Raw genomic sequence first — 19566 nt, 5'->3', positions numbered from 1 at the left:
TGGTAAAGGAAGGGGTCTAATGAATGGAATCACAGATTAAAAGAAAAGGCTTTTCAAAAGATTTTAATCTTATGGTGATTGGGCAAATTATTTCTATATTAGGATCTGCGCTTTTAAGGTTTGCTTTATCACTTTATGTACTAGATATTACAGGACGTGCAGATCTTTTTGCAGTACTATTTGCGATATCGAGTGTCCCAATTTTACTAGCACCGCTAGGAGGAGCAATTGCTGACAGGTTTAATCGGCGCAATTTAATGGTGATTTTTGATTTTACGAGTAGCATAATAGTTTTTATTTTCTTTGCAATGCTAGCTTATGGTAATAGTTCCATTTGGGTTATTGGTGTTGTGATGGTGCTTCTTTCCTTTGTTAGTGCTATGTATGCACCTGCAGTGATGGCCAGTATTCCAGTACTTGTAGAAGAGGAAAAACTAGAGCAAGCAAATGGAATAGTCAATGGTATTCAATCATTGTCTAATGTAGCTGCTCCTGTATTAGGAGGAATACTTTACGGTTTGATTGGCTTAAAAGTGCTTGTCATAGTGAGTGGTGTGTTCTTTTTCCTTTCTGCCATATTAGAGATGTTTATTCATATACCATTTATGCAACGAGAACAGGATAGACATATTATTCCGACGCTTGTAAATGATTTGAAAGAAGGCTTTAGTTATGTAGTGAAGAAATCTTTTATCTTCAAATGTATGATTTTAGCTGCATTATTAAATTTATTATTAACACCGCTGTTTGTCGTAGGTGTACCGATTATTCTGCGTGTTACAATGCAAAGTAGTGATACATTGTATGGAATAGGGATGGGATTAATCGATTTTGCTACAATTTTAGGAGCTTTATCAATGGGGTACTTTGCGAAAAAAATGGGTATCAATAATTTATACTTTTGGGTGTTTATCACAGCTTTATTGATTGTTCCAATGGCTCTAGCAGTTACGCCACTCATTCTTAATATAGGATATTATCCGTCTTATACTTTATTTGTCGGTAGTGCGCTTGTTATAGCTATGATTCTGACCGTTATTTCAATATATGTTATTACACTTGTACAAAAAGAAACGCCTAATGAAAACTTAGGGAAGGTCTTGGCTATCATCATCGCCGTTTCACAATGTATGGCACCGATTGGGCAAATATTGTATGGCTTTTTATTTGAAGCATTTAGAATTAAAGTCTACGTTCCTATTTTAATGATTAGTATTGCCATGGTAGTGATGGCAATTGCAACAAAGAGAATTTTACGCTTTGAAAAGAGCGAGGTAGCAGAATAATTCATAAGAAATCTATTGCACAATGCTTTACTCGAGCATTCTAAGCAACAGTAAATACTGACAATCATTTTCAAACGATTAACCTTTAAGTCCCTTAATGCACAGCAAAAGGGGCTCTTTTTTGTCTTAGGAAAATATTATTGACCGATTAAAGGATCTTTAGGTGATGTTTTGCTTAGGTGTACCTATTTTTAGCTGATGGTAGCGGAAATCAGCGTATTGGATAACAAATGGTTAATTAAAACCCTTAATAATGGATCATCACCAAAACGTGTGGTTGATTTCCGTTCCAACTGGGCGCTTTGATATGACGATTCAAGAATTTTCAGAAAGAAATGGTATAGCCAAAAGTACATTACGCTTTTATGAAACAAAAAATTTACTGTTACCGGAGGAAAGAAGTTCAAATGGCTATCGAGTTTATGCGGATAGTCAGAACATTGTTTATCGTACCTATTCTTTATAGTCTAATTAACAATTAAAATCATAGAGAGGAGGGACGTAAGTATATTTTCAAAAAAGATTTTCCTCACATCAGAAAAGCGCGAGAAATCATGTTTCTAAAATTGATATCTCGCGCATTTTAAGAGTTTGCTCAGTTTTTTCCAAGCCTTTTATATTGGTAACATTAGTACCATCTTCTCCGACGCCTCGCAGGTATTCTTTGTCGAGATTGAAACTCGTCAGACGGGAAGATTGGTTGGGGAATGCTTTCAATATCAGAACGAATAATTTGATGTTGCGGAAGTTCTATTTTTGAAAACGTGATATTTTGAGTATTGTTCAAAAGTGGTGAAGATAGCTGATTATATTCCACATTGTCTTCTAAATAAGCTGTTTCAGTAGAGTGAGTATTGTTTTGCGTACTAGTTAAGAGAGGAATAGTTTGCGGAGTATATTCTATTTCGTCTTCTAAATATGTTGTTTGCAAAGAGGCTTGAGAGTATTCTACAATTTCTTCAACTGGCGTGATGTGTGGAGAAGTGTTCAAGAATGGTACAGTGTGCTCATTATTGCCCGTAACAATAGTAGAGTCGTCATGATGCCGTTCTTGTGCATGCTCTATTTCATGCTGGATTTCAGCATGTGGCTCTTGCACAGGGTGAAAATCCTTCATGACAAGTATTGGTCGCATCATGTCATGATCTTCATGTTCTAGGAAATGACAATGCCACATATAATGGCCGACATGATCTTTCCAATGCATAATAATTTTCGTAACCTTCCCAGCTTCCGCTTTTACAGTATCCTTCCAACCTTGCTCATAGTTATGCGGTTTTTCAGGGGGACCTGTAAATTCCAGTCTACCTTCATTTCGATATAGCTCCATATCGAAAGGGCGTCGTTCTAGTATTTTAAATTGAATTAAATGTAGATGGATAGGGTGGTCAAACTGCGTGGCATTTATAAAATTCCAAATCTCTATACTATCAAGTGCAGGCTTTTCGGTAGTAGGATCATGATACATACGATTATTTAATAATAACATTGGTCGACCAAAATCGTCTGTCGTAGCAGTTAATGGTAAATGTCTCTCGATATGTGCATCGTGTGAATGTAAATCCGTAGATACTGCGAGTCTTTCTGGTATTTCACTAGTATCCTCACATTTTAGAGGAAGACACACGTTAAACTGCATGATTACACATGTATGTTCATCAATGAAATCTTCATCAGAATTGACTAACATTATTTCCTGACCTTCAAATGATGAAAAATCGACTATAACATCTGTTCGTTCTGCCGGCAATAATTCGACAGATTGAATTTCTTGAGGCGCAGTTAAAAAGCCTCCGTCTGTTCCGATTTGTATCATAGGATCACCGTTTGAAAGGCTAATGACATAACCTCTTCTATTGGAACCATTGAGAAAACGAAATCTATATTTACGAGGTTCGACATTTAAATATGGCCAGACCTTCCCGTTTACAACGATAGTATTACCAACAAAGCCAGGTGTAATTGATGGATGAACGGGAACTGGGAATGGTGGTTCATCAGGATAGAAAAGTGAGCCGTCTTCATTAAATGATTTATCTTGTATTAAGATGGGATACTCATAGTCACCACAAGGTAGGTTAGAACGCTCCTCAAGCGAATCTCGAAGTAAATAAAAACCGGCTAATCCAGCATACACATTTAAACGAGTTAGCGCCATTGCATGATCATGGTACCACAGAGTTGCGCCGGGTTGATGATTAGTATATTCATGTATGTCTTTATTGAACTTTGGACCTGTTTGTGCATAATCTCTTGTATACCATGCATCGGGATGTCCGTCACTCTCCCAATCTACATTTGCGCCATGTAAATGTGTAACAGTTCTTACTTCCGTTGAATCGTTTGCCGCATGAAGTGAAAAATCAACGGGTAAAAAGTGATTTAGGGGCAATTGATTTTTATATCTAACATAAATGCTTTTGTCTTTTGTAGCCTCAATTGTCGGTCCGGGATAAAGTCCGTTATAGCCCCATATGATTGATTTGGGGAAATCTTTATGGAAAGAATGCTCTGCTTGCATCATTTTAAGTTCATAATAATTTTTTCTCTGTTGGCCTTTATAGTATTTAGGTTTAGCGGTAACCGGTTTTGGCAGCTCATCCACAAATTTTGGTATTGTCTCTGGATCTGTAGGATTAACTTCTTTAGTCAAAACATCACGTCCCTTTTCAATTCTTAAAATTGCTCATTACCTCATCATATGGGTAAAAACAATAGGCAACTAGGACAATAATGGAGATAATTGTACTTATAAAAAAACATTTAATTTATTTCAGCAAATATCTTATGTGCCGAAAGCGTAGCGACAGGACAGAAGTCTCCACCTCGATAGGTGGTGAGATAATTGCAAATTTATGTTGCTTTTCAGTCGGTGCCTCAGGAACTCAGTCTAAGAACGCTACGTTCTGTGGCAAAAGCGAAGTGACAGCAAAAGGTGTGCCAATTACAAAAAAATCTTTATATAAGCAGGCAAATCAATGCTTGTACAGTGCTATAAATGACGGTCGTCCTACTATGTTTTTTGTGGAGTATCATAGGATTTTAGCGACAAATTTTGCTTCCTATTTGCAATTGTGAATAGGAATTTTTCCATTGAAAGGGTTTTCTTTCTTAAGGGCTGCACGGAAAAGAAAAAAATTACTACCCGAATCATTTGAAAACGTTATTCTATCAACGTACAATATATGAAATAAGAAACACGACAGCACAAAATTGTTGTATAATGTTGTGGTATGAGGAAAGAAAGCAGGTTGACAAAAATGGAAAGCAAAATGAATGTATACGCAGTTATAGATATGCAAAAGCATCAGGCATTCGTGTTAAAGAATACGCTAGATGTGAAACTTAAGGTGAATATATGAAAAACTGGTTGATTTTCATTTCTGTCTTTATGGTTTCATTGTCACTTGTCATTAGTATTTTAGTACTCTGGAAAGCCGAGGCTCCATTCCGTTCAATTGAAGAGCAGGCTGAACAGTTGGCACTCGATGCCAAAGCCCTCGCAATTGTCTCGGAGTCTTACACATATAATGGCAAACATTCGTATGTCACTGTGTTCGGGGCAGATGAATATGGTGATAAAAAAGCTGTCTTTGTTCCGACGAATCTAAAAGCTGATTCAATTAAGGAAGTACTTTTAAAAGATGGTATTACGGAAAAGCAGGCATTATCGGTTTTGAAAAAAGAAGGCAATGTACAAACAGTCCTTAATATCAAATTAGGCTATGAGGAGCCAGGTGCTGTTTGGGAAATTACATACCTAAACGATCACGATAAGCTCAACTATGTCTATATTATGTTTAAGGACGGCGACTGGTGGAAGCGCATTACGAATTTATAAGAGGAGTAGATCTCGTATGAAAAATTTATTAGCAAACCGTGTAAAAACTTTAACACCTTCTTCAACTTTAGCAATTACTGCGAAAGCAAAGGAATTAAAAGAGCAAGGTATTGACGTTATTGGTCTAGGCGCTGGTGAGCCTGACTTCAACACGCCACAAAATATTTTAAATGCTGCCATTGACTCGATGGAAAAAGGTTTAACAAAATATACACCTGCTGGCGGTCTTCCAGTACTTAAGAAAGCTATTATCGATAAACTTCACCGCGACAACAATCTTACATACAAGCCGAATGAAGTAATTGTAGGTGTTGGAGCAAAACATATTCTTTATACTTTATTCCAAGTGATTTTAAACGAGGGCGATGAAGTTATTATTCCAATTCCTTATTGGGTATCTTATCCTGAGCAAGTAAAATTAGCGGGCGGTGTACCTGTTTATGTTGAAGGCACACGTGAGCAAGGCTATAAAATTACTGCGGATCAATTAAGAGCTGCTGTGACAGATAAAACAAAAGCAGTTATTATTAACTCTCCTAGCAACCCATCAGGTATGATTTATTCTCGTGAAGAGATTGCTGAAATTGCTGCTGTTGCAGAAGAAAAAGATATTTTAATCGTGTCAGATGAAATTTATGAGAAGCTTGTATACAATGGTATTGAGCATTTTTCAATTGCACAGCTATCTGATGCAGTGAAAGCACGTACAATCGTTGTAAATGGTGTTGCAAAATCTCACTCTATGACAGGCTGGCGTATCGGTTATGCCGCAGGGGATGCGGACATTATTAAATCAATGACCGATCTTGCATCACACTCTACATCGAACGCAACAACAACTGCACAATATGCAGCAGTGGAAGCGTATAATGGACCACAAGACACTGTAGAAGAAATGCGTCAAGCATTCGAAACTCGTCTTGAAAAAATTTATCCACAGTTAAGTGCAATTCCTGGCTTCAACGTTTTAAAACCGCAGGGTGCATTCTATTTATTACCAGATGTAGCAGAAGCTATGGCTCATACTGGCTATGATTCAGTAGATGCATTCGCTTCGGATATTTTAACAGAAGCAAACGTAGCAGTGATTCCAGGTTCTGGCTTTGGTGCACCAACTACAATGCGATTATCTTATGCTACATCTTTAGACTTATTAGAAGAGGCAGTCCGTCGAATTGATACATTTGTAAAATCAAAATGGCAAGACTAATCCTTTTAACATCTTTCAGCAGAAGTCGCCCACCTCTATAGGTGGTGAGATGAATGCGAATGTAAGCTATTTTTCAGAGGGGGTCCAAACGCCCGCTGAAATAGTGGAACTCAGTCTAAGAACGCCACGTCCTGTGGCAACGACTGAGTGACCAACATCTTGTTGGCCTAAAGCCTCCGGCGGATGTCATGGAATCGGAAAGGAGTTCTTTGTGCAAGCACAAAGCCGATTCCAGACGCAATTATGCCAAGGCACAATTGATTGAACTTTGGAGGATTTCTATGAAAAAAATTATGATTCAAGATATGCCAAAGCATATCGGTGAAACCGTCAAGCTAGGAGCTTGGTTAGCGAACAAACGATCAAGTGGGAAAATTGCCTTCTTACAATTACGTGATGGTTCTGGCTTTGTTCAGGGCGTTGTTGTAAAAGAAGAAGTAGGCGAAGAAATTTTCGCCATTGCAAAAGGAATGTCCCAAGAAACTTCAATGTACATTACGGGAGAGGTTAAAGCAGATGAGCGTTCAAGCTTTGGCTGTGAAATTGCTGTAACTGGTATTGAAGTACTACATGCTGCAACTGATTTCCCTATTACGCCAAAAGAACATGGTCCAGAGTTTTTAATGGATAACCGTCACTTATGGCTACGTTCTCGTAAGCAACATGCGATCATGAAAATTCGTAACGAAATTATTCGTGCAACTTACGAGTTTTTCAACGACAATGGCTTTACAAAAATGGACCCACCGATTTTAACTGGGTCAGCTCCAGAAGGTACTTCTGAGCTATTCCACACAAAATATTTCGATGAGGATGCATATCTTTCTCAATCTGGTCAACTTTATATGGAAGCGGCTGCGATGGCATTAGGTAAAGTGTTCTCATTCGGTCCTACATTCCGTGCAGAAAAATCTAAAACACGTCGTCACTTAATCGAGTTTTGGATGATTGAACCAGAAATGGCATTTGTGGAATTTGAAGAAAACCTAGAAGTGCAAGAACAGTATGTAGCGCATATTGTGCAATCAGTTCTGGCAAACTGCAAATTAGAATTAGAGCGACTTGGTCGTGATACTTCAACACTTGAAAATATCAAAGCACCATTCCCTCGTATTTCTTACGACGATGCCATTAAATTATTACATGAGCAAGGATTTGACGATATTGAATGGGGCGATGATTTCGGTGCACCACATGAAACAGCAATTGCTAATTCATTTGATAAACCTGTATTCATCACTTGTTACCCAGTAGGCATTAAGCCATTCTACATGCAACCACATCCTGACCGTGATGATGTAGTATTATGTGCAGATTTAATTGCACCAGAAGGTTATGGTGAAATAATTGGTGGTTCTGAGCGTATTCACGACTATGATTTATTAAAATCACGTCTTGAAGAACATCAATTATCTTTAGATGCTTATGCATGGTATTTAGAGCTACGTAAACAAGGTTCTGTACCACATTCAGGCTTCGGTCTTGGATTGGAACGTACGGTGGCATGGATTTCTGGCACGGAGCACATTCGTGAAACGATTCCATTCCCACGTTTACTAAATCGCTTATATCCATAAGCAATACCTAGTTTGGTTTTAGGTTTTGCTGCCCGTCAAAGCAGTTAAAATTAAAAAAAGTCGCGTAGTGATGTGTCTACGCGGCTTTTCTACTTACGATAGAAAAAGGAGTCAAATATAATATGAGCACAAATAACAATCGACTCCGTACATGGACTGAGCAGAGAATGATTCAAATTCCTCAGCTTTTTTTTCAGTTTTATAAGGAGTTAAATATTGAGGATGATGAGGCACTTATTGTTATGCATTTACTTGCGTTCCATATGGAGGGAAATGATTTTCCTACGCCTAATGACCTGATGAATCGTCTGACAATGCCTGGCAATGACATTACTTCACGACTACAGCGATTAATGCAAAAAGGTTTCCTTGAAATAACAAGCGACGTCGATGCAAATGGCAAACTATATGAAAAATATTCGGTATACCCACTTTGGGAGCGTATTATGCAGATGATTGAAATGAAGGAACATCAAAAATCAACAGCATCACTTCGACAAGAAGAGGGTGAAATATTCCGATTATTTGAAGAGGAAATGGGGCGTCTTTTATCTCCTTTAGAGCTAGAAAAAATCGGATATTGGTTAGATGAGGATAAGCACAGTCCGGCGCTTATTAAGGAGGCGCTTAAGGAGTCTGTATTTGCTGGCAAGCTTAGTATTCGTTATATAGATCGTATATTACTGGAGTGGAAAAAGAAAAATATTACGACACCACAGGCAGCACAGAAGCAAAGCGAGCAGTTCCGGGAAAAACAAACATTTAACCGACCGCCAGTCCGAACAATGCAGCAAGAAACGCAGTCGACAAATAAAGTACCATTTTATAATTGGTTAGAAGAAAGAGAATAGGAGGCTTCCGACATGTTAACAAAAAAACAATGGGAGCATTGTCTAGCGGAAATGGATCGTATGTTTCCTGATGCACATTGTGAGTTAGTACATGACAATCCGTTTGAACTAACTATTGCCACGTTATTATCGGCACAGTGTACGGATGTACTTGTAAACAAAGTAACGAAAACATTGTTTCAAAAATATAAAAAGCCGGAAGATTACTTAGCTGTATCCTTAGAAGAGCTGCAACAGGACATTCGCTCCATTGGTTTGTATCGGAATAAGGCAAAGAATATTCAAGCATTATGTCAAAGGTTATTAGAGGAATACGAGGGGGAAATACCCGCAAGTCGAGAAGCACTAGTCACATTGCCTGGTGTTGGTCGTAAGACTGCTAATGTTGTGTTGTCTGTAGCTTTTGAAATTCCTGCACTTGCAGTGGATACACATGTAGAGCGCGTCTCTAAGAGATTGGGGCTTTGTCGCTGGAAGGATTCAGTGCTCGAAGTCGAAGAAACAATTATGAAAAAAACACCGATGGACAAGTGGTCGAAAACACATCACCAGCTAATTTTCTTCGGTCGTTATCATTGTAAAGCTCAAAACCCTAACTGTCACACTTGCCCTTTACTTGATGATTGTAGAGAGGGGCAAAAACGTTTAAAGAAAGGGTTGGTGAAGGAAGCGTGAATGTAGAGGCACTCGAAAAGGAAAAAGTAGATGCTTGGTTTGCAGAATGGGCAGAACTAGAAGGCAAAATTCATGCAGCTCATGATGCAAGGACTGGTGAAGCAAAAGGATTGATGGAAATGGCCATTTTATTGTTTGAGCGCTCAGTGCAAGATGCAGGGGATGAAGTGTTGCCTATTAATGGTGTCGAACGCTTAACCTTTATAAAAGCAAAGCCTGGCCAATATGCCTGTTATCGTCAGCTCGATGAATTATTTAAGGAAACAAAAAAACGAGCAGCACGGCTACGCTTGCAGGCTGCCAAAAAATAATACAGACAGATAGACCTGAAAGATATAAAATGAGGCTGGTACATAACTGGTCAAAACCTTAAAAGCGTGAGAAATCAATTTTAAAATGTTGATTTCTCGCGCTTTTCTGTGGTCAAAGTGTTGAGCCACTTCCACAGTTTGTTGCTACGCTTTCGCGCAAAAAAAGCATCTTTTGAAGTTTCAATTTATCACTTTAAATTAGATTGCCCTGCCAAAGAAACGTTTTATGTGATGTGGTTGATTGGTGGGGAAGCGACCAGCCGGAACGGCAATCAACTCCTCTCTTGACGAAGAGACATACTTTTTTGACACTTTGACTTATAGACATATAGTTTTCCAACAGCAAAAAAGCAGAGTAGCGTTATGCTACTCTGCTTTATTTTATTCAGTACTACCAGTACCATCATCCGGTGCGGTTGGTTCAGTTGGCGTTGTTGGTGGCTTGCTACCATTATTGTTGCTGTTGTTACCTGGGGGGTTACCGTTATTTCCTGTATTGCCGCTGTTACCATTCCCACCAGTATTAGCATTGCCATTACCATTGTTGCTGTTATTGCCATTGTTACCATTTCCGTTACCATTGTGGTTACCGTTGTCCCCGTTGTTGCCATTTTGATCAGGTGCTGTTGGCTCCTCAACATCAGGTTTATCCGGAGTATCTGGCTCTTTATCTTTATCCTCTTCATCAGTCGTACCTGTTACTTGGAAGGTAGCTGTACCTGGTTTACTGCGTGTATCATCAACAACTGCTACGACAGAAATCGTGTAATTGCCATCTTCCAGTTCTTTGCTGCTAATTGTTAAGTCTTTGCTTTCCGTTTTACCAAGAGAAATAGTCTTTCCGCCTTCTCGTTTAGCAGATACCTCGAAAGTAGTTGGTAGCGGTTCATTTGTTTCCGGATTAAGCATTGCATCATGCTCCCAAGAAATATTGATTGATTGACCTTCTATATCAAGGCTTGCACTTACATTGTAAGGTGAAGAAAGTTCCGGCATTGCGTATTCATTTGAAACTTCCTTAGGCTCTGTTCCACGTACAAATAGCTCTGTTCGACGTTTCTCACTTGGAGTAAAGTTACTTGCTAATTTAAGTGGTTTTGTGCCTGCTTCAATTGTAGCTTCCACAACTGAGTTTGGTTTTTTGAAACGTGGTGTTTCAACGTTCGCCGAAATCTCTTTCATAATTTGTTTAAATAAATGTTGTGGTAAACGACGTTCATCCCAAGTTGTAATAGGATCAAAGTGTTTTTCATAACCACTCCAAATAGCGATTGAATAGTTTGATGTGTAACCAGCAAACCATGAATCAGGTACACTTGTATCCGGTAAATTATGCTTGTTAAAATCAGCGCGTGAATAGTTTGTTGTACCTGTTTTACCTGCGATATCTAATCCAGGTACATTGGCTGCAGTACCTGACGCATCAGGTTTATTACCGACAACGTCACGTAACATATCTGTCACCATGTAAGCTGTATAATCGCTCATTGCTACAGTTGGTTCTGGTGTGTAGTCTTTTGTTGTTTTACCATCACGGTAAACGATTTTTGTAATCGCATAAGGATCAGTGTAAACACCGTTATTCCCAAATGCTGCATAGGAAGCTGCCATTTGTGTAGGAGACATTGTAATATCCCCACCACCGATCGCATCAGATTCATAAACTTTTTCAGCATTAATGCCTAAACGACCAACAAATTCTTGAGCTTTATCAATACCTACTTCTTTTAATACTTTAACAGCTGGAACGTTACGTGAAGCATATAAAGCTTTACGTGCTGTTATTGCTCCCATATACTTATTATCCCAGTTTGTAATAGTTTGATCCGAACTTGAGTATTTCATAGGTTCATCCACAAGTGTTTGACCTGTTGACCATTTTAAATTTTCGATTGCTGGTCCATAATCTAGTAATGGCTTCATAGTTGAGCCTGGTTGATGTTTTAAATCATATGCATAGTTGAAACCACGGTTAACCCCGTAATTGCGTCCGCCACCGATTGCTTGAATTTGACCACTTTTCGTATCAACGACAGTTACACCAGATTGAATCTCTTTAGTTGGGAAGTTACTGTCATCATTCATAATGTTTTCCACAATTTGTTGGGCTTTCGGATCAAGAGTTGTGTAAACTTTAATTCCTTCCGCCATTGCACTTCCATCACCGTTTTCCTCTAGCTCATTAATAACAACATCAAGGAAGGCATCGTATTTAGTGCCAGCAAATTTTTGACGAGTTTCATCATCAGCGAGGCCGATTTTAACATCTACTTTTTTTGCTTCTTCCATTTCCTCTTTTGAAATTTTACCATGCTGATACATTAAACCTAAAACAGTGTTCCGACGTTTCTCGGCAAGCTCTGGGTATTTTATTGGATTGTATGCATTTGGACGTTGTACTAAACCTGCAAGTAATGCTTCTTCATCTAAAGTTAAATCTTTTAGTTCTTTCCCATAGAAATATTGGGCTGCTGTACCGAAGCCATAAACACGACCTGACATCAGCATTTTGTTAAAGTACATTTCAAAAATTTCTTCTTTTGAATATTTACGTTCTAATTGGTAGGCAAGCCAAGCTTCCTGTGCTTTACGTTTTAATTTTTTCTCATTTTGTAAAAATGAGTTTTTAACAACTTGCTGTGTTAATGTAGAGGCCCCTTGTGCCCCGAAGCCATCACGGAAGTTAGCGAGTATTGCGCCACCAAGGCGATAAAAATCCATACCACCGTGCTCGAAAAAGCGTGCATCTTCCGTTGCAAGGATAGCGTTAATCATATCCTTTGGTATATCTTCATATTTTACATATTTACGGTTTTTTGCACCTATCGTTGCAAATAAATCACCGTTTTTATCATAGAACTCTGAGGAAACTGGATCCTTCAGTAAGTTTTCATCTAGTTCAGGTGCGCTACTTGCATAATAGGCGAATAACCCTGCACCTCCAATAAAACATGCAGCTATAACAGCTACTATTGTTAACGTAATGCGCTTGAACCATTTTTTCTTCGCTGGTTTCGGAGCGCTTTTTTTATTTTTTTGAGCGAGAGCCTTTTGATGCTCACCGCGTGTCGGACGACGTTCAGTCATTCTACTATCTCCTCACTTTCAGAACCATGGCTTTTTGCTTCAATTAGCTTTTGGACAATCGGTAAATAATCGATCCGTGGATAATAGCTTGTAGGAATTTCAAAAGCTTCCTTTTCTATAGTTGAAAAGGAAATCGATTTACGTTCACCGTTTTCCATCGCTAGCCAGGCCTTTTGTAAAACATCGTATGGCACGATAAAATATCGTTCAAAAGCTGAGAAACGAACGATAATAAAAGCCACACCATTTTGTTCCGTCACTTGCTGCATATGTGTCATTTGATGTACGTGAATATTCTTTAGGGGAAAGCTAGTCTTTGAAGCAGTTTCCTTTGCATCAAAATCAATATAATGCCCATTCCAAACCCCATTGTAATCTGTTGTCGATGGTGTTCGGAAATAAGCCTCACGAATAACTGCAGCACTTCGTGATGGGTACTCTACTTTGACGATTTGCACGGGAACAGGTTTCTTATGAATGATAGCAAATCGCCTTTTTACATAATAATCATTTGCTTCATTAATTTCATCTTCTAGTGTTTTCCCTCGATTACTAAAAGAAAAATCCTTGTCCTTTCCCTTTTTTGCTGTTTTTTCAACAGTTGGATTAGGGGAATATAATTTCCCATTCGGATAACGAATTGTCACTTAGTTCACCCTCTATAATACTGCTATTATACAATAGTTTACCATGATTAAGTAGCAGTTCTCCACTTCCAATAATAGTATGATTGATGCTAGATTAACGGTGATTTAAATTACCATTAAATAACCGATCTTTGGGCAATTTTCGCCTCTTAAAGTCGAAAAATATCATGTAATATAACTCGAGAATCGTCAAAATAACTGATGAAATTTCCAAACGAATTTATAGAAAAAACTGGTTTCTACGTTAGTTTCTCTACTTAATAGACGATTTTGAAGACTACGAAAATAGACTAGTTCAATTAAATTTTATCGAAATACTTCTTCTTTCAGCTAACTTACGCTTATTTTGTCACGCATGAAGGTAATTTTATACATGCGAGGAATACATAAATTAAAGCAAAGGAGGCGTTATTTTGAACAAGTTAAAACAATTAGTTGCGCAGTTGGATCTGGTCAATCAATTACTGTTAACGAGAGTGTCTTTGGAAAACAACGCACAGAGCATGAATTTTTTTATGCAGCTTAAATCTGTTAGCCAGAAAGTAAGCTTAGCAGAAAAGAACTGGCAAGTAAAGAATGCTTGTTCGCCTATTAGTAGTGAAAAATGATAGACTTTGGTACACTTATCTCATATGCAATATAAATAACCCAATATGAGTATTTTTCATACATTATCTACCACTATGAGTGATGTACCTTAAATAGTACTCATCACCAAAAGCTAGGGATGTCATTTTCTTGAAAGATATGCCATTTATATGGGCTGATTGGTGTGAAGACTAAAGGCAACGCTTTAGTCACTGGTGAGACCCGAGAACGAGCTAGTAGTGGGACAAAGACTAAAAACATTATGTCCTGTGATAGCTCTTTTGAGACCAACATTGTGAGCTGTCGTTGCTCTTTCCCACAGTCGAAACGGAAATCAATCCCAAGTTTATGGTGATGAGCCATAAATAAAGCTTTTATTCATCATTGGGAGTAATATAACTCATATAATATAAATATTTTGTAGACTAAGGTAGAACGAATTTTAGAAACATAGGTTCGCTTGCGTTCATGTAAATGCAGGTGAATCTTCATTTTAAGGATGGATTCAACCTAAATACGATAAAATTCTAAGGTTCATCACCAAAAGTTGTGTTGAAACATGTGACATGTAATGCGTTAAGGCTTTCGCACAGAAGAACCTTGGTTGTTCCAAGCGACTTATCGGACGCCCTCAGGAAAGTGCATAGTTGAAACGGATTCAACCCTACTTTATGGTGATGAGCCTTCATTAATGAGATGAGGTGCGAAATTGTTGTTACTGCAGCAAACTTCCCAATTAGTAGATGAATGTGAAAAATGTGTTTCACGCTTTTGGCAAATGCGTGAGGAGAATCGTTCTCCTGACTTTTTTGTGGAGGTTAAGCCACACGCTGATGTCATTCACCAGCTTTTAAAGGAATGGCAGCAAGAGGCGAATAAGTGGATTCAAAAAAATCAGCCAAAATATATGCATACACAACAAATTGCTTCAGCGGTGGAATCGATGGAGCAGTTTGTTGTGCAATCCTTTTATAAAGAAACGAGTAAAAAGCGTTTTTTAGATGCGATTCATTCAACCTCTTATACATTAAAAATTTTTGAAAGGTTAGTGAAGGAGATAGAAACAGATGTTATCGAAAAAAAGGACCATTAGTGAACTGTTAAACGAGTGGAGATATGATGAGGAGTTAAAGGAACGCATTTTACACTGGCAAACGCTTGAAGGGCGTGAAGCTAAATATGTACCTTTACCAGAGAATTTACATCCTTCACTTGTAAAGGCTCTTCGCGCAAGAGGGATAGAACAACTGTATACCCATCAACGTCAGGCGTTTGAATACGCGATGGAGGGTGTTTCCTTTACTGCCGTTACACCAACAGCGTCTGGAAAATCATATTGCTACCATTTACCGGTACTACAAAAAATAGTAGAAGATAAAAATTCACGCGCGATTTATTTATTTCCAACGAAAGCTTTGGCGCAGGATCAGAAAAATGATTTAAATGAACTAATCGAACAAAGCGGTGAGGAAATTTTAAGTTATACGTATGATGGGGATACCGCGCCTGGCATTCGCCAAAAGGTTCGTAAGGCAGGGCATATTGTAATGACAAATCCTGATATGCTTCATTCAGGGATTTTGCCACATCATACGAAATGGGTTTCACTATTTGAAAATTTGCAGTATATCGTCATTGATGAGTTGCATACATATAAAGGTGTGTTTGGCTCGCATGTTGCGCACGTTATTCGAAGATTAAAACGTATTTGTGAGTTTTATGGCAGTAAGCCGATTTTCATTTGTACATCAGCAACCATCAAAAATCCAAAAGAGTTAGCGGAAGCTTTAACGAATGAAAGCCATGCCTTAATTAGCGATTCTGGCGCGCCAGTTGGGAAAAAGACATTTCTTTTTTATAATCCACCAATCGTCCATAAAACATTTGGCGTGCGTCGAAGTGCTGTTTTAGAGGTAAGCGATCTCGCGAAAAGATTATATACAGCAGGTATTCAAACCATTATTTTTGCTAAAAGTCGTGTACGAGTAGAAATGATTGTAACGTACTTAAAGGAACTTACACGCAATAAGCTTTTAGATGAATCGGTGAGAGGTTATCGTGGTGGTTATTTACCCTCTGAGCGACGTGTTATTGAACGAGGGCTTCGTGATGGTACTATTCAAACGGTGGTTAGTACAAATGCACTGGAATTAGGTGTCGATATTGGCCAATTACAAGCATGTATCATGACGGGATACCCGGGAAATATCGCTAGTGCTTGGCAGCAAGCTGGTCGTGCTGGCCGTCGTCAGGACGAGGCGCTAATCATTTATGTAGCACAATCGGCAGCACTTGACCAGTACGTAGTGAACCATCCACTTTTTTTACTTGGTAGTGCACCAGAGGAAGCGCGAATTTATCCTGAAAATATGTTGATTTTAATGGATCATTTGAAATGTGCAGCGTTTGAGCTACCATTTTCCATACATGATATGTATGGTGAATATGAGATTCAGGAGTTACTGGCCTATTTAGCGGAGGAAGGCGTTGTTTTTAAAACGAGTGAGAAGTGGCATTGGATGAGTGACCGTTTCCCGGCCCATGACATTAGTCTTCGCTCTGCTTCGCAAGAAAATGTTGTAATCATTGATATGACTATCGCTGCGCAAACAAAGGTTATTGGTGAAATGGATCGTCATAGTGCGATGACATTACTACATGAAGAGGCGATTTATTTGCATCAGGGCATTCAATTTCAAGTAGAAAAGCTTGATTGGGAAGAGAAGAAAGCGTATGTACGGGAAGTAGATGTCGATTACTATACTGACGCTAATCTTGCAGTTGAGATGAAGGTGCTAGAAGAAGATCGGAGCCGAGATTATCATGGTGGAGTTATTGGCTTCGGTGATGTTGGTTTAGTCGCACAGGCAACGATCTTTAAAAAAATACGCTTCGGTACACACGATAATATCGGTTCTGGTCCTATTCATTTACCACCGGACGAAATGCATACAAGCTCTTCGTGGCTATCATTCTCTGCGCTAGAAAAATGGTCGGAGGCGGAGCTAACAGACGCCATGACAGGAGCTGCATATGCGATGAATGCGTTCATACCTTTGTTTATTCAATGTGATAGTAGCGACGTAGCAGTTGTCCCACAGGTAAAGGCAACTCATAATGAGCAGCCGACATTTTTTGTTTATGATAAGTACCCTGGTGGTATCGGCTTAAGTGAAAAAGTATATGATTTGTGGGAAGATTTGTTGACTAAGACATTGGAGCATGTAGCAAATTGTGCTTGCGAATCAGGATGCCCATCATGTATAGGGGCTCAGGATAGCTTGGAACAAGCGAAGAAAAAAGTAATAGAGTTACTTCGAATTTTAAATTAGAGATAAAAGAGGGTATGAGAGGAAAAAGTCTAGCACTATCCCACCATGCCCTCTTCTTTGATTAATTTATAAATCATCTTACAGTTGTTCCTAGTAAGTGCTTTTAGTTGACGTCGAGAAGAGTTAGGGTGTTTTTTCAAAATTAAGCGAAGTAACTTAAGTCTTTTTGCACTCAGTTCGATACTACCTTCTGCAATTGGCTACATTTTTAAATTTCCCGAATCTGCATTAATCTGATTTAAGAGTAAATACATTGTCATTTTTCATAACATCAGCACCAATTTTCCAACAAGGATGATAAGTCAGTTCGTAAAACAATCATAGCTTTCTCAACATTTTTCGATTTAGCATATCAGTTTAAACGCACAACTTATAGTGGAACTCACTCTTAGTCTGGAGTTTGTAATTTGTAGTTACTTGTTTGCCAGTACTGGATGGACTGTAACATGTGACGTAACTGATGCGTGATGGAAATGGAAAAATAAAACGGGCTAGCTGATAAGTCAATTACAACTTATAGCTAACCCATTTAATAGGAAACCTTATATGTTTCTATTTTAATTGTCGTATCCGATTTCCCCTTGTTTAACTTTCGCTAATTCACCACTCTCACTTACCAATTTAAATTTATAAGATTTTCCACGAGGTAAGTGATCTGTTGGTGCTGATTTCCAGAAAGTTCCAGATGTAGGGAAAACTACTTTCCCTACGAATTTATCTGAGCTGTCATAAAAATAAACCGCAAGATCCTTTGTTCTGTTTACTCTTTCTACAGTTACATAAACAGGATTTTTATATAGTTTGCCATTGTTAATCCATACAAAATTTTTAAATTCACCTTTGCCAAAATCATCATAATGATTAGGATATTGAGCACTTCTTGAAGAAATTAATGTCTCTTCCTGTTTAGAGGAATCCTCTATTTTTTTTAAATATTCCTCTTCAGTATAGGGTGTTATTTCCTGATTATCGGCATCATAATATTTTGCCATATTATTTTCGTTAGTATTTTCCATTTCCGCTGCTTTAACAGAATCCTCGTTAATAGATAATACAAATGTAGCTATAAATACTGTGAATAAACTCATAACCCATTTTTTCAAAACTACACTCCCTTTCTTGTAATATATATACATATTATACAAAATAATGTATTTAATATATAGTTTATGATGAAAATAAGAATAAATATCTAGTATAATATATAATTATATTACTAAAATGATATTTTTGATACTAGGATTCACTAGCGTTGTATAAAATTAAATGAATTTTCCGTCTATTCATTTTCTTCCGTTTTTAAGAAAATGAAAGACACTCAAATAAAAGTAGTAAACATCCATTTATTTACTATAATCTTTAACAGGGGAAACTGACGGCTCAAAATCCTTAGGGGACCTTTTTTTCTTCAATTTCTCGAAGCCAAATACGTGCTGATTTCCATAGTACTGCTTTTAAGAGACTACAATTTGTAAGTACGTGAAGCTATGCTAGCACGTTTAAGCTGTAAACAATTATCGTAATATAAAGCGTATGTACGAGAAGTAGATGTCGATTACTATACTGACGCTAATCTAGCTGGGAGATGAAGGTGCTAGAGGAAGATCGGAGCCGAGATTATAAAGGCGGTATTATTGGCTTCGGTGATGTTGGGTTAGTCGCACAGGCAACGATCTTTAAAAAATACGCTTCGGTACACACGATAATATCGGTTCGGGCCCTATTCATTACCACCGGACGAAATGCATACAAGCTCTTCGTGGCTATCATTCTCTGCGCTGGAAAAATGGTCGGAGGAGGAGCTAACAGACGCCATGACAGAAGCTGCATATGCGATGAATGCGTTCATACCTTTGTTTATTCAATGTGATAGTAGTGATGTAGCAGTTGTCCCACAGGTAAAGGCAACTCATAATGAATTGCCAACATTCTTTGTCTATGACAAGTATCCTGGTGGTATCGGCTTAAGTGAAAAAGTATATGATTTGTGGGAAGATTTGTTGACTAAGACATTGGAGCATGTAGCAAATTGTGCTTGCGAATCAGGATGCCCATCGTGCATAGGATCTCAAGATAGCTTACAACAAGCAAAGAAAAAGGTAGTAGATTTACTTCGAATTTTAAATAAGAGTACGAAGAGGGCTTGATAGGAAAAAGTCTA

At 38.2% G+C, this 19566-nt stretch carries 15 protein-coding genes and 1 pseudogene; 12 read left to right on the top strand and 4 right to left on the bottom strand.

Annotated features, from left to right (window positions below; translation table 11 throughout):
* Positions 1-23 precede the first annotated feature (23 nt).
* Positions 24-1286 (top strand): MFS transporter, encoded by a 1263-nt coding sequence (locus ACIPKN_RS19955; RefSeq protein WP_400939344.1) that lies wholly within the window; start codon positions 24-26, stop codon positions 1284-1286.
* A 307-nt stretch (positions 1287-1593) separates the two neighbouring features.
* Positions 1594-1752, top strand: a complete 159-nt coding sequence (locus tag ACIPKN_RS19950) for a MerR family DNA-binding transcriptional regulator (RefSeq protein ID WP_400939341.1) — start codon at positions 1594-1596, stop codon at positions 1750-1752.
* 162 nt (positions 1753-1914) lie between these two features.
* On the opposite strand, the gene ACIPKN_RS19945 is transcribed toward ACIPKN_RS19950, so the two are convergent.
* Positions 1915-3939, bottom strand: coding sequence for a multicopper oxidase family protein (locus ACIPKN_RS19945; RefSeq protein WP_400939339.1), 2025 nt, complete (start codon positions 3937-3939; stop codon positions 1915-1917).
* 705 nt (positions 3940-4644) lie between these two features.
* Between ACIPKN_RS19945 and ACIPKN_RS19940 the strand changes: the two genes are divergently transcribed.
* From ACIPKN_RS19940 to ACIPKN_RS19915, 6 genes are all read left to right on the top strand, one after another.
* Complete coding sequence (locus ACIPKN_RS19940; RefSeq protein ID WP_400939336.1) at positions 4645-5127, top strand: cell wall elongation regulator TseB-like domain-containing protein; 483 nt, start codon at positions 4645-4647, stop codon at positions 5125-5127.
* Between the two features lie 16 nt (positions 5128-5143).
* Positions 5144-6337, top strand: a complete 1194-nt coding sequence (locus ACIPKN_RS19935) for a pyridoxal phosphate-dependent aminotransferase (RefSeq protein ID WP_400939334.1) — start codon at positions 5144-5146, stop codon at positions 6335-6337.
* Positions 6338-6618: 281 nt separating this feature from the next.
* Entirely contained in the window at positions 6619-7914 is a 1296-nt protein-coding gene (gene asnS, locus ACIPKN_RS19930; RefSeq protein WP_132359094.1) for an asparagine--tRNA ligase, read from the top strand.
* A 122-nt stretch (positions 7915-8036) separates the two neighbouring features.
* The gene (locus ACIPKN_RS19925) at positions 8037-8765 is read left to right on the top strand and encodes a DnaD domain-containing protein (RefSeq protein ID WP_400939331.1); all 729 of its coding nucleotides are present in this window, start codon (positions 8037-8039) and stop codon (positions 8763-8765) included.
* A gap of 12 nt (positions 8766-8777) precedes the next feature.
* Entirely contained in the window at positions 8778-9440 is a 663-nt protein-coding gene (gene nth / locus ACIPKN_RS19920) for an endonuclease III (RefSeq protein ID WP_049666611.1), read from the top strand.
* On the top strand, positions 9437-9751 hold the full coding sequence (locus ACIPKN_RS19915) for a YpoC family protein (protein WP_400939328.1): 315 nt from the start codon (positions 9437-9439) through the stop codon (positions 9749-9751). The genes nth and ACIPKN_RS19915 overlap by 4 nt, the downstream gene beginning before the upstream one ends.
* A 381-nt stretch (positions 9752-10132) precedes the next feature.
* Here ACIPKN_RS19915 and ACIPKN_RS19910 read toward each other — a convergent pair whose 3' ends face one another.
* Both ACIPKN_RS19910 and recU read right to left on the bottom strand, forming a co-directional pair.
* Positions 10133-12838, bottom strand: coding sequence for a PBP1A family penicillin-binding protein (locus tag ACIPKN_RS19910; RefSeq protein ID WP_400939325.1), 2706 nt, complete (start codon positions 12836-12838; stop codon positions 10133-10135).
* Positions 12835-13485 (bottom strand): Holliday junction resolvase RecU, encoded by a 651-nt coding sequence (gene recU / locus ACIPKN_RS19905; RefSeq protein WP_400939323.1) that lies wholly within the window; start codon positions 13483-13485, stop codon positions 12835-12837. The genes ACIPKN_RS19910 and recU overlap by 4 nt, the downstream gene beginning before the upstream one ends.
* Positions 13486-13898: 413 nt before the next feature.
* Between recU and ACIPKN_RS19900 the strand changes: the two genes are divergently transcribed.
* The 3 genes from ACIPKN_RS19900 (at position 13899) to ACIPKN_RS19890 (ending at position 17405) form a co-directional block, all read left to right on the top strand.
* A complete protein-coding gene (locus ACIPKN_RS19900; RefSeq protein ID WP_053482465.1) occupies positions 13899-14093 on the top strand; it encodes a hypothetical protein in 195 nt (64 codons plus the stop codon).
* A gap of 689 nt (positions 14094-14782) precedes the next feature.
* Positions 14783-15166, top strand: a complete 384-nt coding sequence (locus ACIPKN_RS19895; protein ID WP_142508290.1) for a YppE family protein — start codon at positions 14783-14785, stop codon at positions 15164-15166.
* Complete coding sequence (locus ACIPKN_RS19890; RefSeq protein WP_400939319.1) at positions 15141-17405, top strand: DEAD/DEAH box helicase; 2265 nt, start codon at positions 15141-15143, stop codon at positions 17403-17405. The genes ACIPKN_RS19895 and ACIPKN_RS19890 overlap by 26 nt, the downstream gene beginning before the upstream one ends.
* A 557-nt stretch (positions 17406-17962) precedes the next feature.
* On the opposite strand, the gene ACIPKN_RS19885 is transcribed toward ACIPKN_RS19890, so the two are convergent.
* A complete protein-coding gene (locus ACIPKN_RS19885) occupies positions 17963-18508 on the bottom strand; it encodes a hypothetical protein (RefSeq protein ID WP_142508288.1) in 546 nt (181 codons plus the stop codon).
* 423 nt (positions 18509-18931) lie between these two features.
* Here ACIPKN_RS19885 and ACIPKN_RS19880 point away from each other — a divergent pair.
* Positions 18932-19552: pseudogene (locus ACIPKN_RS19880) on the top strand (Zn-binding domain-containing protein); the annotation flags it as partial.
* Positions 19553-19566: the final 14 nt, after the last annotated feature.

It is taken from the genome of Lysinibacillus sp. NPDC086135 (genome assembly GCF_044746345.1).
Lineage (GTDB): Bacteria > Bacillota > Bacilli > Bacillales_A > Planococcaceae > Lysinibacillus.
The sequence above is the reverse complement of the archived record's forward strand: the minus strand, read 5'-3'. Positions and strand labels throughout refer to the sequence as shown.